This is a genomic window from Pseudomonas sp. AG1028 (assembly GCF_007993955.1).
Taxonomy (GTDB): domain Bacteria; phylum Pseudomonadota; class Gammaproteobacteria; order Pseudomonadales; family Pseudomonadaceae; genus Aquipseudomonas; species Aquipseudomonas straminea.
The window spans coordinates 138,816-153,477 of the sequence record NZ_VIVP01000002.1; the positions used below are offsets into that span (position 1 = coordinate 138,816).

13 protein-coding genes and 1 pseudogene are annotated in these 14,662 nt (G+C 65.4%); 4 read left to right on the forward strand and 10 right to left on the reverse strand.

The genetic code is table 11. The features are described 5' to 3' along the window. Nucleotides 1-164: 164 nt before the first annotated feature. Nucleotides 165-1,160, forward strand: a pseudogene (locus tag FB481_RS23490) (methyl-accepting chemotaxis protein); the annotation flags it as partial. After that, nucleotides 1,152-2,015 (forward strand): methyl-accepting chemotaxis protein, encoded by an 864-nt coding sequence (locus FB481_RS23495; protein ID WP_372239540.1) that lies wholly within the window; start codon nucleotides 1,152-1,154, stop codon nucleotides 2,013-2,015. The pseudogene FB481_RS23490 and the gene FB481_RS23495, both read left to right, overlap by 9 nt. Before the next feature lie 42 nt (nucleotides 2,016-2,057). On the opposite strand, the gene FB481_RS03620 is transcribed toward FB481_RS23495, so the two are convergent. The 6 genes from FB481_RS03620 to FB481_RS03640 all read right to left on the reverse strand — a co-directional run bounded on the left by FB481_RS03620 (nucleotide 2,058) and on the right by FB481_RS03640 (nucleotide 8,371). Then, a complete protein-coding gene (locus FB481_RS03620) occupies nucleotides 2,058-2,681 on the reverse strand; it encodes a LysE family translocator (RefSeq protein ID WP_147175108.1) in 624 nt (207 codons plus the stop codon). Between the two features lie 104 nt (nucleotides 2,682-2,785). Further along, a complete protein-coding gene (locus FB481_RS03625; RefSeq protein ID WP_147175109.1) occupies nucleotides 2,786-3,952 on the reverse strand; it encodes an MFS transporter in 1,167 nt (388 codons plus the stop codon). A gap of 97 nt (nucleotides 3,953-4,049) precedes the next feature. Then, nucleotides 4,050-4,190, reverse strand: coding sequence for a hypothetical protein (locus FB481_RS23155; protein ID WP_167363096.1), 141 nt, complete (start codon nucleotides 4,188-4,190; stop codon nucleotides 4,050-4,052). A 122-nt stretch (nucleotides 4,191-4,312) separates the two neighbouring features. Continuing rightward, the gene (locus tag FB481_RS03630; RefSeq protein WP_372239530.1) at nucleotides 4,313-6,769 is read right to left on the reverse strand and encodes a TonB-dependent siderophore receptor; all 2,457 of its coding nucleotides are present in this window, start codon (nucleotides 6,767-6,769) and stop codon (nucleotides 4,313-4,315) included. A 91-nt stretch (nucleotides 6,770-6,860) separates the two neighbouring features. Then, complete coding sequence (locus FB481_RS03635) at nucleotides 6,861-7,850, reverse strand: FecR domain-containing protein (protein WP_147175110.1); 990 nt, start codon at nucleotides 7,848-7,850, stop codon at nucleotides 6,861-6,863. Next, nucleotides 7,847-8,371: a sigma-70 family RNA polymerase sigma factor gene (locus FB481_RS03640; protein ID WP_147175111.1), complete on the reverse strand. Its 525-nt coding sequence runs from the start codon at nucleotides 8,369-8,371 to the stop codon at nucleotides 7,847-7,849. The genes FB481_RS03635 and FB481_RS03640 overlap by 4 nt, the downstream gene beginning before the upstream one ends. Nucleotides 8,372-8,622: 251 nt before the next feature. On the opposite strand from FB481_RS03640, the gene FB481_RS03645 reads away from it, so the two are divergent. Continuing rightward, nucleotides 8,623-10,125, forward strand: coding sequence for a PLP-dependent aminotransferase family protein (locus FB481_RS03645; RefSeq protein WP_147175112.1), 1,503 nt, complete (start codon nucleotides 8,623-8,625; stop codon nucleotides 10,123-10,125). Nucleotides 10,126-10,132: 7 nt separating this feature from the next. On the opposite strand, the gene FB481_RS03650 is transcribed toward FB481_RS03645, so the two are convergent. The 4 genes from FB481_RS03650 to FB481_RS03665 all read right to left on the reverse strand — a co-directional run bounded on the left by FB481_RS03650 (nucleotide 10,133) and on the right by FB481_RS03665 (nucleotide 13,679). After that, nucleotides 10,133-10,366, reverse strand: coding sequence for a zinc-ribbon domain-containing protein (locus FB481_RS03650; RefSeq protein WP_093502225.1), 234 nt, complete (start codon nucleotides 10,364-10,366; stop codon nucleotides 10,133-10,135). Nucleotides 10,367-10,517: 151 nt separating this feature from the next. Beyond that, on the reverse strand, nucleotides 10,518-10,862 hold the full coding sequence (locus FB481_RS03655) for a YdbL family protein (RefSeq protein WP_147175113.1): 345 nt from the start codon (nucleotides 10,860-10,862) through the stop codon (nucleotides 10,518-10,520). 10 nt (nucleotides 10,863-10,872) lie between these two features. Further along, the gene (locus tag FB481_RS03660; RefSeq protein WP_013792254.1) at nucleotides 10,873-11,064 is read right to left on the reverse strand and encodes a YnbE family lipoprotein; all 192 of its coding nucleotides are present in this window, start codon (nucleotides 11,062-11,064) and stop codon (nucleotides 10,873-10,875) included. Between the two features lie 14 nt (nucleotides 11,065-11,078). Next, complete coding sequence (locus FB481_RS03665; RefSeq protein WP_147175114.1) at nucleotides 11,079-13,679, reverse strand: YdbH domain-containing protein; 2,601 nt, start codon at nucleotides 13,677-13,679, stop codon at nucleotides 11,079-11,081. A gap of 525 nt (nucleotides 13,680-14,204) precedes the next feature. Here FB481_RS03665 and FB481_RS03670 point away from each other — a divergent pair. Next, the gene (locus tag FB481_RS03670) at nucleotides 14,205-14,612 is read left to right on the forward strand and encodes a tetratricopeptide repeat protein (RefSeq protein WP_147175115.1); all 408 of its coding nucleotides are present in this window, start codon (nucleotides 14,205-14,207) and stop codon (nucleotides 14,610-14,612) included. Nucleotides 14,613-14,662 lie beyond the last annotated feature (50 nt).

A 14,662-nucleotide genomic window follows, 5' to 3' on the forward strand; every position in this document is an offset into this window, starting at 1 on the left:
TGGGCGGGACTACGCGCCTGGCGCAAGCATCCACCCATAGGATGCAGTTCGCCTCGTTGCGGTGACTTATGAAAACTAGGGGAAGGAGTTCTGCCATGTACCGCTGGCTCGCCAGCGTGAGTGTCGCCAAAAAGCTGATGATCGGCTTCGGCTTGTTGTTATTGATGAGCCTGCTGATCTTCTGGTCCGGCTGGAGCTCCATCTCCGGGTTGTCCTACCGGATGGACCGCATGGGCGCGGTCAACAAGCTGATGGATGACATGGGCGACATGCGCCTGGCCCGCGGCGACTATCTACAGAGCCAGGGCGACGTCGACAACGCCAAGGTACTGGACGCCAAGATCGATACCACCGCCCAGACCCTCGCAGGCCTCAAGGCGTTCTTCACTACGCCATTCAACCTCAAGCACCTCGACGACATGACCCAGAGCCTGCAGGCCTACCGCGTGGGCGTCGACGGCCTTAAGGCTGCTTACCAGCAGATCGACGCCTCGCGCCTGGTACGCCGTACCACCGGCGACAAGGCGCTGCAGCTGCTCGACGGGCTGGACAAGTACGTCACCGAAAGCGCCGACGTGGAAACCCAATACAAGGTCTATCGCGCGGTGAAGGACGTGCAGATGCAGTTCCTGTTCGCCCGCTTCGAAACCCGTGCTTACACCTACAGCAACAACCCCAAGAGTTTCGCCGCCGCTGCCGGGGCGGTCGACAAGACGCTGGCCAGCCTCGGCGTGCTGCGCCAGGCGCTGGACAGCGCCGATGGTGCGGCGCTTGCCGAGCTCGGCCAGGTGGTGCAGGGCTACCGAGACTCGCTGCAGACCCACCAGAGTGCGCTGCAGCAGATCAACACCAGCAGTGCCGAGGTGCAGAAGCAGGGCGACAACATGCTGCGCATCAGCCAGGAGCTGTACGCCAACCAGATGCAGCTGCGCGCCGAAGACACCGACAAGGCTGCCTGGACCATGGGCCTGTGTCTGCTGCTCGCCCTTACGCTGGGCGTGATCGGCGCGGTGCTGATTACCCGGCAGATTGCACCGCCGCTGCGCGCCGCCCTGCAGAATGTGCGGCGTATCGCGGCCGGCGACCTGACTTACCAGGCCACCAGCCGACGCGGCGATGAAATCGGTCAACTCGAACAGGGCCTGGATGAGATGGCCAGCAACCTGCGGCAACTGATCGGCCACATCGGCGATGGCGCGACGCAGATAGCCAGCGCCACCGAAGAACTCTCGGCCATCACCCAGCAGACCCGTGCCGGTGCCAGCGAACAGAAGCTGGAAACCGAGCAGGTCGCCACCGCCATGCACGAAATGACCACTACTGTGCACGACGTGGCCCGTAACGCGGTGGACACCGCCAGTGCGGTGGATCATGCGGCACGTGATGCCAACGAGGGGGCGCGTATCGTGCTCAAGGCCATCGAGCAGATCGAGAACCTTACCGGCGAGGTGCAGCTGACCAGCGATGCCATCGGTAGCCTGGCCGCCGAGAGTGACCGTATCGGCAGCATGCTGGACGTGATCAAGTCGGTCGCCGAGCAGACCAACCTGCTGGCGCTCAACGCCGCCATTGAGGCAGCACGGGCCGGCGAGGCTGGCCGTGGGTTCGCCGTGGTGGCCGACGAGGTGCGTGGCCTGGCGCAGCGCACCCAGCAGTCCACCCAGGAGATCGAAGGGCTGATCGGCGCGTTGCAGCAGGGCACCCGCAACGCCGTGCAGCGCATGGACGCCAGCCTCAGCCTGACCACCTACAGCGTCGAACTGGCCCGCAATGCAGGGCAGGCGCTGTCGAGCATCACCTCGAACATTTCCGCCGTGCAGAGCATGACCCAGCAGATCGCCGCCGCGGCCGAGCAGCAGGGCGCGGTGGCCGAGGAGATCAACCGCAGCGTGTTGAACGTGCGCGGCATCACCGAGCAGGCCTACACCGCCAGCGAGCAGACCAGCGAGGCGAGCCAGGAACTGGCCAAGCTCGGCGGCGCGCTGCAGAGCCAGGTGCAGCGCTTTCGGGTCTGACCAGGCGGCAAAACCTGCAGCGCTTCCTGGCGCTGCAGGCATTCAACCCTTCAGCAGCATCACCAGCATGCCCACGGCCAGGGCGATCAGTACCAGGCCGGAGAGCCGTTCGAGCAGCGGCTGGGTGCGCTGGAAGTTGCGCAGCAGCCGGCCATTGCCGATGGCCAGGGCCACCAGCAGATCCCAGCCGAGCACCACGGCGAACATCCACACGCCATAGAACGCCTTCCAGCCGGCACTGCTCTGGGCGCCCAGCATGCTCGCCAGGCTGACGTAGAACAGCGCGTTCTTGGGGTTGAGAATGCCGGACAGAAAACCCATGCCGACCGCCTGCAGCCAGGAGGCCCGGCCGGCAGGCGCCGCCTCGCCCGGTGCCTGCAGCACGCTGCTGCCGGCATGGCGAATGAACAGTACGCCCAGGTACAGCAGGTACAGGCAGCCGACCAGTTGCAGTGTGATGAACGGCGCGCTACCAGGCTGCAGTACCGACACGCCGGTAAAGGCGGCGACGATGAACGCTCCGTTGGCCACGGCGATGCCCAGGCAGGCGCCACTGGCGACCCGCCAGCCCGCTGCCAGGGACGTGCGGGCGACCAGAAAGAAGTCCGGACCGGGGGAAATCAGCGCCAGGAAGTGGGCGGCGGTAATGATCAGGAACTGCTGCATGGCGGGCATCGCTCGTCTGGGAAGAAAGGCCCGCCAGTCTGTCGCTCCGTACCTAGGCCGTATTGAAGGAAATCGTCAGGCCGCGGTTCGAGCGAAGGCGTCTTTCAGGTCGTGTCTCGTTGACTCAGCGTGCGGCGTGACGCGCGCAACGCCGAAAGCGCGGCCAACACGAACAGGCTGGCTGCAAGGCACAGCGCGAGCGGCAGGCCGTGGGCGCTACCGCCCATCAGGGCACCGCTGAGCAATGGCCCGAGCAGACTGCCGACGCCCCACAGCATGCCAACGCTGGCGTTGGCGGTGATCAGGTCGGCGCCGTGAAAATCCTCGCCGATCAGGATCAGCGCCAGGGTGTAGACGCCGCCTGCCGCCGCGCCAAGCAGCACCAGGGTTGGCCACAGCAGCGGTGGGTAGGCGAGTAGCCAGGGCAGGGTGATGCCACATGCCAGGCTGAGTAATCCGCAAGCCAGGTGCAGGGCGCGACGGTCGAGCCGATCCGCGAGCCAGCCAAGCGGCACCTGAAACAGCATGTCGCCGGCCAGGATCACGCTGGCCATCAGCGCGGCGGTGGCGAGGGCGAAACCCTGGCTGCTGGCGTAGAGGGGAAACAGCGAGAGAATCACTGCATCGAAGAACGAAAAGAACAGCACCCCGATACACAGCGCTGGCGCCACGCGGAAAAAGCCCAGCAGCGAAAAGCGCCGCTCGTGTCGTTCTTCGCCGCTCAACTCGCGGGGCAGTCGCTGCCAGATCAGCGCCACCGTCAGCAGGTTGGCCAGAGTCACGATCAGTACGATCCAGGCACCCTGGGTGCCAAGCAGGCCGATCAGCGCCGGCCCGCCCAGTTGGCAACCGGTAAAGCAGGCGGCATAGAGCGCGACGGTCTGGCCGCGCCGCTGCGGATCGCACAACTGGTTGACCCAGGACTCGCCGAGAATCACCACCACGCCCATGGCCAGGCCCATGACCAGACGGCTGACGGCCAGTGCCGGCAGGTGGCTACCCAGCCATTGCAGGCTGGCGGCGCTCACGGCGCAGAGCATGAAGCACGCCAGATAGATCGTACGGCCGCGGCAGTGGCGACTCAGCAATGTGCTGAGCAGGGCCGCAAGGATCATCCCCACGGCCGGCATGGCGCTGATCACCCCAATGGCCAGTGAATCGGCACCCGCTTCGTGCAGGCGCAGTGATACCAGAGGGAGCGTCGCTCCCATGCTCAAACCGACCACCGAGACCGCGGCGATCAGCAGCGCCAATACATGACGATTGTTCATTTTCGACCTCCGCCTGACCCGGTGGCCAGGCGCGTATAAATACGAAGACGTGGCCACGCCCAGGGCGTGACGCCTGCAACAGAGGCAGCAACTGCCGTCAGGCAGCGGTGTGAGGCGAGAAGGTGAAGGCGAACAGCACCGCACGACGGCGGCGCAAAAGGGCATCGCGCGGCCAGCCCAGCGCCGCCGGCGAAACACCGGTGCAGAGCGAGGCAGACGAATGGGCGATGGTTGGCATGGTGGGCTCGGAAAGGTAGAGACGCTGGAGTCTGGCCAGATGCAACGAGGCCGTCAATCGGCAGCGCCTGCACTGCCGGTTACCAGGCCAGACGCCTATGGGGCGGCCGACCTGAGCGTTCGCTACCAGCGGAAGTTCACCGCGGTTACCAGTTGGCGCTCGTCGCCATAGGTGCAGGTGGCGAATTCGCAGTAGGTGTATCGCTTGTTGGTGAGGTTATTGGCGTTGAGGCTGATGTCCCAGTTCGCGTCGAGCTGGTAGCTGACCATGGCATCGAACAGGGTGTAGGCAGGCATCGCCGAGTCCATTTCGGAGGCCTGGGTGGTGCCCTTGTAGCGGGCGCCGGCGCCGACGGTGAGCTGCGGCATGTTGAGGCGCATGAAGTTGTAGTCCAGCCACAGCGCCGCCTGGTGATAGGGCGTGTCCTCGCTGCGCTGACCGACTTCGCCAGGGATTACGCTCTTTGTGATGCGCGCGTCGATATAGGCGTAGGAGGCGACCAGGCTGAGGTCCTCTGTCACGTCCGCCTTGGCTTCCGCCTCGAAGCCGCGCGAGCGCACTTCGCCCGTCTGCGAGGCGATGTTGGTGGCAGGGTTCTGCTTGAACACGTTCTGCTGGGTCAGCTCGAAAACCGCGGCACTGAGCAGCAGGTTGCGGCCGTCGGGCTGGTAGCGAATCCCCGCTTCGTATTGCTTGCCTTCGGTAGGCACGAAGCTCTGCCCGCCGGCAACGGCCACCGACACCGGGAAGAACGATTCGCTGTAGCTCAGGTACGGTGCCAGGCCGTTATCGAACTTGTACACCAGGCCGGCGCGGTAGGTGGTGGCCTCGTTGTCCTGGCTGGTGCGCACGCCGTTGCGATGCTGTTTCTGGTCTTGGTCGGCCCAGTCGTGGCGCACGCCGAGTACGGCAACCCAGCGATCGTCGATGTTGATCTGATCCTGCAGATAAACGCCTTTTTGCAGGGTGTCGATCTGAGAGCCGCGCTCCAGGCTGCGGTCCTTGTTCACCACCACCGGCTGCCCATAGTTGTAGCGGCTCAGATCCAGCGCCGGCGCGACGCCGCGGAAGTTGTGCGAGTCGTAGCTCATGTCGTAGGCATCGAAGCCCAGCAGCACGCTGTGCTCCGCACCACCAAGCTGCCATTTCGACTCGATGTTGGTGTCGCTGGCCAGGCCGCGGGCGCGTTCGTGGCGGTCGCTGTACTGGCGCTGCAGGATGCCCGTGGTGGCCGCCTGATTGATCACGGCGGCAGTCAGACCGTTACCGCCGGTACGCACCTGCAGGTACTTCCAGTCCACTTCGGTCTGGTAGTAACGCAGCTTGTGGTTGATGCGCAATTGCTCGCTGAAGTGGTGCTCGAACTCGTAACCGAGCGTCGACATCTCGCCGTTCATCTCGTTGTAGTCGGGCCCGCCGATGAAGTCGTGGCGACCGATCTGGTATGCCGCGTCGCCCACGCCCTTGAGCAGTTGGTAGGGCAGAGGCGCGGAGAAGCCCGTTTCGGTCTTCTGGTAGAACGACAACAGGGTCAGGGAGGTGTCTTCGTTCGGGCGCCAGGTCAGTGCCGGGGCGATGTAGAGCCTGTCGTCGTCGATGTGATCCTGGGGGGGGCCGCTATCGCGCTTGAGCAGGGTCAGGCGGTAGCTCAGGGTATCGCTGTCACCGAGCGGGCCGCTGAAGTCGGCGGACAGCTGCTTGCGGTCGTTCTGGCCGACCTGCAGGTTGAGTTCGTGCTGTGGCTCCCGAGTCGGCCGTTTGCTTACCCCGTTGATCATGCCGCCTGGCGACAGCTGCCCGTAGAGTACCGAGGCCGCGCCGCGAATCACCTCGACACGCTCCAGGCCATAGGGCTCCTGGATGCCGTCATAGGAATTGTTCTGCAGGCGCAGGCCATCGCGCAGCGAGCCGCCGGTGGCGGACTCGACATCGAGGCCACGGATGCGAAAACGGTCCGCCGTGCGGTTGAAACTGGTCGGCTGGCTGGTGACGCCCGGTGTGTAGCTGAGTGCCTGGGAAAGGGTCTCCGACTGGCGATTGCGCAGCTCGTCGCGGGTGACCACCGAGATCGATTGCGGCGTATCGACCAGGGCAGTATCGGTCTTGGTGGCGCTGCTGTTGCGCAGGGCCACGTAGCCGGCCAGCGGCTCACCCGGCAGCTCGGCATTGCCGTCGGCGATGCCGGATACGGTGGTGCTGTCCAGCTCCAGCGCGCCGCTGGCCGGCAGCGGGCGCAGTACATAACCGCCGCCGCCCTGATCGACTGCCTCCAGCCCGGAGTTCTGCAGCACCAGGGCGAGCCCGGCGGTGACCGAGTAGTTGCCGTTCAGGCCGGGGCTGGTCTTGCCGCTGGCCAGGTCGTTGTGGCCGGCGAGGTAGATACCGGCCTGGGCGGAAAACTGGTTGAGCACGCTGTTCAGCGGCCCTGGCGCGATGCTGTAGGTGCGCACCGCCTGGCTTTCCTGCGCGGTGGCCGGCAGGGCGATCAGCAGCGTCGGGGCGAGGGACAGCGCCATGGGCAAGGCCAGGGCGAGTGGTCGCAGGGAGAAGTGGAAAGCGTGCACGGCTGGCAAGTGCATGGTGGCCCCAGGAGTGGTCTGATCGGTTGGCTTCTCAGGGATTACCGAGCCAGATCTGCAAAAGGGAACTGCGCCGACGAATTAATTTCGCTCAGGCCCCGGCCGGCTCGACGCTTATCCACCAGTCGGTCAGCCGCTGCACGCGAATGGGCAGGGCGGCCTGCAGCAGGCGCAGGCTTTGCTCGCTGTCGTCCAGCGGGAAATAGCCCATCACCGGCAGGTTGGCGACCGCCGAGTTGCAGCCCAGGTGGCCGCGGCGAAATTGTCCCAACTCGTCGAGCAACTGGCCCAGCGGCATGCCTTCGGCAGCCAGCACATGACGCGTCCATGATTCGCGGGCGCCGGCTGCAGCTTGTACGGCGCCAATCTGCGAGGCGTCGAAGGTGACTTGCTGGCCGGCGGGGATGCGCACGGTTCGCTGGTTGCCTGCGGTGCGGATTTCCACCGTGCCGTCGAACACCGTCAGCCAGGTTTGCGTATCGCTCTGGCGCACGCTGAAGCGCGTGCCCAACGCCTGCATGCGGCCGTGCCGGCTGGCGATGAAGAACGGGCGGGAGTCGCGGGCGGTGTCGATCAGCACTTCGCCGACGCGCAGGTGCAGCAGGCGCACGGCGTCGTCGAAGTCGGCGTCCACCGCGCTGCCTGCGTTGAGCCACAGGCGAGTGCCGTCGGCCAGGCGGGTTTCGCGCACCTCGCCGATGCCGGTGGCGAAGTCGGCGCTCCAGCCAGCGACCAGGCGCGGCAGGGCCGTGTGACGCCAGGCGCTCCACGCCACCAGGCTGCCGGCGCCGACGATCAACAGGCTCTTCAAACCCTCGCGCCGGGTCAGGCCGGAGCGACCCGGCTGGGCCAGGGCACGGCGCAGCGCCTGCCCGTCGTCCTGTTGCTGCAACTGGCCGAAACGCTGGCTGACGCGCTCGACATAGTGCCAGGCGTCGCGGTGTTCGCCGTGTTGCTCCAGCCACCGCTGCCATTGCTGGCGAACCTGGCCATCGGCGTGTTCGTCGTGCAGGCGCACGTACCAGTCGGCGGCCTGCTGCAGGCTGGCGTGGCTGAGGGTGTGGGGGCGCGGATTGATCATTCGACCAGCAGACCGTCGAGTTCGGCTTCGAGCAGGGCGCAGTGCAGCAGCGCCTGGGCCAGGTATTTCTTGACCATGCGCTCGGACACGCCGAGCTGCGCGGCGATCTCGCGATAGGGCAGGCCGTCGAGCTGGGCGAGCAGAAAGGCCTGGCGCACCCGCGCGGGCAGGCGCTGCAGCATGGCGTCCACTTCGTGCAGGGTTTCGATGATCAGCGCGGCCTGCTCCGGCGACGGCTGCAGCGCTTCCGGGCGCCTGGCCAGCATGCTCAACCAGGCCTGTTCCAACTGTTTGCGGCGCCAATGATCGATGCTCAGGCCACGGGCGATGGTTGCCAGGTACGAGCGTTCGCCGCTGTGGCTGTCGAAGCGACGCGGGCGCAGCAGCAGGCGAACGAAGGTGTCTTGCACCAGGTCAGCGGCATCGGCGCTGTCACCCAGGCGACGGCGCAGGAACTGCTGCAGCCAACCGCGATGGCTGGCGTACAGCTGGTGCAGGGCGGAGTTATCGGAAGGCGTCATCGAGAGCACGGACCCGAAGGCGTTTGCGCGCCTAAATGCAAATAAGAATTAGTCGCAAATTAGAGCAAGATGCGTCGATTGCTGCAAGAGAGTGATCGTCGATTCCCTGGGCTGGTGCTGAGCGGCTGGTTCCGGCCCAACCGATCTCGGCCCGATCGTTAGGCCAGGCGGCTGGTGGAGCGATTACTGCTTGAATCGGATCAGCGTAATGATCCATAAAACGTCAATTGATTGGTCCAAGTGAGGCGGTGATGGCGAACAGAAAAGCGGGCCCCCTGGTTGTTTCGCTGCCACTTGGTGCACCGCAGCCTGGTGAGAGCCTGCAGGGCTGGCTGTATGGCGCGTTGCGCGAGGCGATTCTCAGCAGTCGCCTGCCGTCGGGTAGCCAAGTGCCCAGCACCCGCGCCCTGGCCGAGCACTACGGCATGGCCCGCGGTACCGTGCAGGCGGCCTATCAGCAACTGCAGTCCGAAGGTTATCTGGATACCGAGAGCGGCTATGGCACGCGGGTATGCACGGTGCTGCCGGATGCCACGCTCAACGCCGGCGCTGCCGGGCGCCGGGCCCAGGCGCCCGTCGAACAGCCGCGGGCCGCGCCGGATACGGCGTGGTCGCAGCGCTTGCAGGCGGAAAAGCCGGTGTTCATGAGTGGCGCTACCCAGCGCGGCTTGCGGCCGTTCTTCCCGCACCGGGGGGACGTGCTGGCATTCCCTATCGATCTGTGGCGCAAACTGCACACTGCTCATCTGCGCTCCTCACGCCTGCTGGACATGCTTGATGCCGACCCCGCCGGCCTGCCTGCTTTGCGCACTGCCATCGCTCAATACCTGGCGATTGCCCGGGGCGTGCAGGCCGGCGCCGAGCGCATCGTGATCCTCGGCAGCGTGCAGCAGGCAATGGACCTGACTTTGCGCCTGCTGGTGGCGCCAGGTGAACGTGTATGGATGGAAGACCCCGGCTACCCCGGCGCCCGGCAACTGATGAAGGCCAGCGGCGTGGCGGTGGTCGATGTGCCGGTCGACCGCGAAGGCCTGCAGGTCGACACGGCCCTGGGTCTGGCGCCGGATGCGCGGTTGGCCTACGTCACGCCCTCGCACCAGGCCCCGCTGGGCGGCGAGCTGTCGCCAGCGCGGCGCCTGGCGCTGCTGCGCTGGGCCAGCGAGCAGGGCAGCTACATCTTCGAGGATGACTACGACAGCGAGTACCGTTTCGTCGCCAAGCCCATCCCGGCGCTGCGCAGCATGGCCGGGGCCGATGCGTCGGTGATTCTCGCCGGCACCTTCAGCAAGCTGCTGTTTCCGTCCCTGCGCATGGCCTACGTGGTGCTGCCGCCGCAACTGGTGGAAGGCTTCACGCGCCTGGTGTCGTTGACCGCGCGGCATGCCAACAGCCTGGCCCAGGCGGTACTGGCGGATTTCATCGGTCAGGGCCACTTCGACCGCCACCTGCGGCGCATGCGCAAGCTCTACGCCGCACGGGCCGAGGCATTTTCAGAGGCCGCCGAGCGGCATTGGCAGGGGATGATCGAGGTGCCGCCGATTCGCGCCGGCCTGGATGTGGTGTGCCGGCTGCACGGCATGGAGGAGGGTGATGCCCAGGCGCGCCTGGCCGAGGCGGGCATCGACGTGATGCCCCTGCAGCGCTATTGCGTGCAGCCCCAGGCGCCAGGGCTGGTGATGGGCTTCGCGGCCTACGACGAAGCGGCCATCGATGTGGCCGCCAGGGACGTGGCGCGGCTGCTTCGCCGCCCCTGAGCGCTGCTCAACTGGCGACGATGATCACGGTGATGCAGATCATCGCCACCACGCCAAACACCATGCGGGCGATCCACGGGGCGGTGAGCCAGGCGGTGGTGGCGCCGGCCACCTGACCGACGTTCTTCTCGGTGAGCCAGCGATTGCCGGGCTGCGCTTGCATCGGGTTGCCGCACTGTGGGCAGGCATGAGCCTTGTCGGAGATGCGGTGTTGGCATTCGGGGCAGTCGATAAGGCTCATCTCGGTCGTCCTCTGATCGGTGGCGATAGCTGGAGGTGAGACTGGGCGCCGGTAACCGAGTTCCGCGTCAGGCCAGAGCTGACGCGGGCTGCGGGATTTTTTTATTGAAATTGAGAAAGCGCTCGCACCGTGCGGCGAGCGCTCTGCAGCGTCACTTGCGGCGCCACTGGCCCTGTTGCTGGATGTATTGGCCAGCGGGGGTTCTGTCGATGGCCTTCTGGCCAGCGATGGTCTCCACGTCGCTGAGCTGGATGCCGTTCTGCTGGGCGAGCTTCTGGTACTCGGCGCGGCGTGCGGCGTTGATCTGCCTGGCGATCTCATCGGCCTGGCCACCGGCCTTGACCACGCCGAGGTAGCCGTTGGGCATTTCGCCGAGCTGGCCGCTGGCCTTGGCGTCACCCAGGGCGGACATCGCCTCGTTGAGGCTGATGGCGTGGGCCGGCAGGCTCAGGCTGAACAGCAGCAACAGGCCGGCGAAAGGTTTGATCAGATTCATGCGTGGCTCCTCAGAACAGTCCGCTGGATTCACTGAACATGCTGTCCAGCGCCTTATCCACCTTGATATAGATCTCGTGCTCGATCTTCACATTCAGGTTGATGTTGATCGGCTCGTTGGGCATCGCCAGTTGTACCGTCGGGGTACAGGCTGTGGTCAGCAGCCCCAGCAGCAGGGCGGTGATGCAACTACGCAAGCGCATGGCGCTTCTCCTCGTCAAGGCTCCTTGGGGGCGGTATTGCGCTGCAGCATTCGCTGCTGCACGCGCCGTGTGATGATGTCGTTGACCCGGTCGGTCAGCTGCAGGCTGGCGAGCAGGGTAGGGATGTCTTCCTCCAGGTTGATGTTGAAGTGAATCGGGCGGCCGTTCTCGATGGCCGGGTTCTGGCCTTCCAGACGCATGCCCAGGGTCAGTATGCCGTGCTGATCATAGTCGACCGCGCTGTTCAGGGTGGTGAACCGGAAGTCCTCCAGCGATTGCGTCACCAACTGCATCGCTGGGTTGCTGCGGCCCAGGGCCTTGATCTTTTCGGAGCTGAACTTCAGGTAGCCGCCGGGCTGGCGGGCGGCGACGTGACCTTGCTCGATCTCGATGCCGTTCTCGCCCAAGCGTAATGGTAGATCGCCGTCCAGAGTGCCACTGCCAGCCAGGCCTTCAGCGGGGTAGAGGGCGAATAGCTGCTGGAGTTCCAGGCCGCGAATCTGGATGGGAAACGCTGGATTGGCCGCGCCCAGGTTCCAGGTGCCTGGCGTCAGGGTGACCTCACCGCCCATCAGCGCGGTGCGCGCCAGGTTAACTTCCAACTGGCCCCTGCCGGTATCTGCCAGCGGCGCGCTATAGCGGGCGCGGGCTTCGAGTGGGCCAATGGGCAGGCCGGGGTTGGCCTGCTGCAGCTTCAGTTCGGGGATGTACAGCTCGAAACGCTGGTGCGCCAGCTTGAACTGCGCGCGCGCGTCCAGGCCGCTTAGTTCGGAGCGGTCATAGATGCCGCCGAGGCCCTTGCTGGTCAGGTCCAGGTCGAGGCTTGGCGCGCTGCTGCCAGCGGCCAGCGTCAGGTTGGCATCGGCATTCAGGCGGCCGCTGTCGAGGTCGAGCAGTTCGGGCCACTGCACCAGGGTCTTGGCCAGCGGGTTGCCGGAGCGCAGGAACAGCTCGCCCAGGGTGGCCTTGAGTTGCAGGTTGTGTTTCGCGTCGAGGCTGGCAGTGAGGTCGAGTTGCAGCTCGCTGTCGTTGCTCAGTTTGCCCGGCAGGGTGCCGGCCCCGTCGGCGACGGCCAACTGCCCTTGCAATCGCCAGCCCTGGGGCTTTAGGTTGGCCTGCTGCAGGCGCGTGGTGCTCAGGTTCAGCGGGCCGTTGAATTGCCAGCCTTGCAGGGCGCCGTCCTGCAGCGTCAGCTTTAACGTGCTGCCGCCAATACCCGCCTGCAGCTTCTGCGCGCTCAATGCGGCGCCTTTCAGGCTAGCGGCCTGTAGCGCGGAACCTTTGCCGACGTTCAGCTCGAGTGCGTTGCCGTCGGCGTAACCGGCCAGTTGCAGATCGCTGCTCAGCTCGGTCGCTTGCCAGCCGGCCTGATCGACCTTGGCAGTACGCGTGGCCAGATGAGCATCGGCGAACTGCACCGCCCAGGGTGCGGAACTGGCGACTGCGACGCGGCCTTGCAGATCCAGGCGGGTAGCGCCACGCAGTGCAGCCTTTATTTGCAAGGGCAGGCTGCGCTCGGCCAGCTCGGGGCGCAGATTGTCGAGCGTTTTATCGGCCTGGACCTGCAGGTGCAGGGACTCGCTGCGCAGCTCCGGCGGCAGCGCCTCCAGCCAGTCGGGGTTCGGCTCGCTGAGTTGCAGGTCGGCTGCGACGCGCCTGGCGATCCACTGCTGGCCTTCATTATGGGCCGCCAGGGCCAGCTGACCCTGCAGCAAGCCGACGCCGGGCATTGGCCAGGGCTGCGGCAGATTGCCGTGCAGATCGAACTGGCCAGTGGCAGCCAGCAGGTTGTTCACATCCAGTTCGCGGCGCGGCAAGTTCAGTTGCCACGCGCCTGCCAGACTGGCTTCGCCGGGCGCCGCTGGCCACTGCTTGCCCTCGGGCAGTGCCCAGGCGCTCAACAGGCGCTGCAGCGTGGCGGCCTGGGTGAGGTCGGTAGCCTTAAGCTCGCCGTTCCAGGCCAGGCCTTCACCACGTTGCTCCAGGTGACTGATCAAGGTGGTTTGCGGTTGATGGTCCACCGCCAGCGTCAACTTCAGGTCGAGCGTATCGGTGCCTGGCTTGAGGTCGAGGGCGGCGCCGATGATCTGCGTCTGCTGGTCGAGATTCAAACGCAGGGCGATGCGCTCAGCCTCGCTGCGCTGCATAGCCAGATTGCCGGTGGCGACGCACTGGCCGCGGGCGCAGGGCAGGGTAGCCGTGAGGTTGGCGATGGTCAGGCTGCGCGGCAGCAGGGCCAGCGGCGCGGCCAGTTGCTGCACGTCGAGGTCGCTCGATGCGGGCTCGGTCTGCTCTTCTACTGTTGCCGGTCGCCACTGCAGCGACAAACGGTCGATAGCGACGTGCTGCCAAAACGGCAGGCTGAAGCCGAAGTCGCGCCAGGCCAGGTCGATACTGTTACCCTGCAGTTCCAAGATGCCGGCAGTGCTGCGTTGGCGCAGCGTCAGGCCGTCGACCCGCAAACCTTCGCCCGACAGCGATGCACCGCGCCAGTCGAAGGTTTCGATGCCGCTGCGCTGCAGCAGATAGCGGCTGCCCAGATAAAGGCCGACGACCAGCATCAGCAGCACGGCGAGTGTGACGGACAGTCGCAGCCAGATGCGGCGGCTGAGCATGGGCGTGGGTCCCTGAACGGATCAATCTGCGACGGTAACCCGAAGTGATCGAGGCTGCCAAACCGGACGCGCCTGATTGGTGCTTCACACTTTTGTGGCATGCCGATGACAGGGGCGGATTTGGTGCACGGTCTGCATGCCGCGCCCGTCGTGGCGTGCCGCCTTGTCAAGACTGATTTCGCCCCGCAACAGGGCATTTTTCAGGCCTCGCCGCGGGACTTGTGCACAATCGCGAAGCAGCTTGTCAAGCTGCATCTTGCCTCTTGTCAAAACCTCGGTAATAGCGTAGGTGTAAACATAAGTTTATGAAAAATATAGACTTTTTTGAGGTGGTGAAAAAATGAGCAGTTTGAGCGCAAGGCCCATTTCATGGGTGTTAGGAGGTATTTCGCCCACCATATTCACAAAGTTATCCACAGCTTCTGTGGATTATCGCGCGCAGCCGCTCTGCCACGGGCCAGGGCTTTACCTGTGAATAAAAAAGAGTAAAGTGGCGCGCCTGTTCCGAACCCCTGCTTTAGTCTTATGCCCCGCGTTTTACCCCGCAGCCAATTCCACACCCTTCCAGTGCGTACCCAGGTTCCCGTTCGTGTCGCCACCTGGCTGCTCGACAGTCCGAGGCTGGCCGACGCGCCCAGCGTGAAACACATTGCCGGCCGTCTGCTCAAGCAGCCTGCGCGTCAGGGGGTTGTTCAGGCGCAAAGTCGACTGGGCCAGATGCTCTGCCGCGAGTGCGGCAATACCCGCGACCGGCGCATCGGTGTCGAGCTGCTGCGCCAGGCAGCGCGTGCCGGTGATGGGCGCGCGCAGTTGGAGCTGGGCCGCCTGTATTGCCAACCGCGGACTCTTGAGCCCGAGCAGGCCCGGCATTGGCTGGAGCTGGCAGCGCTGCAGGGGCATGACGAGGCGCGGGATTTGCTGCAGCGCTTGTAACCGCTGTCAAGTCGCCCGCGCGGTTATACTGCTCGGCAGTCTCGCCTGGA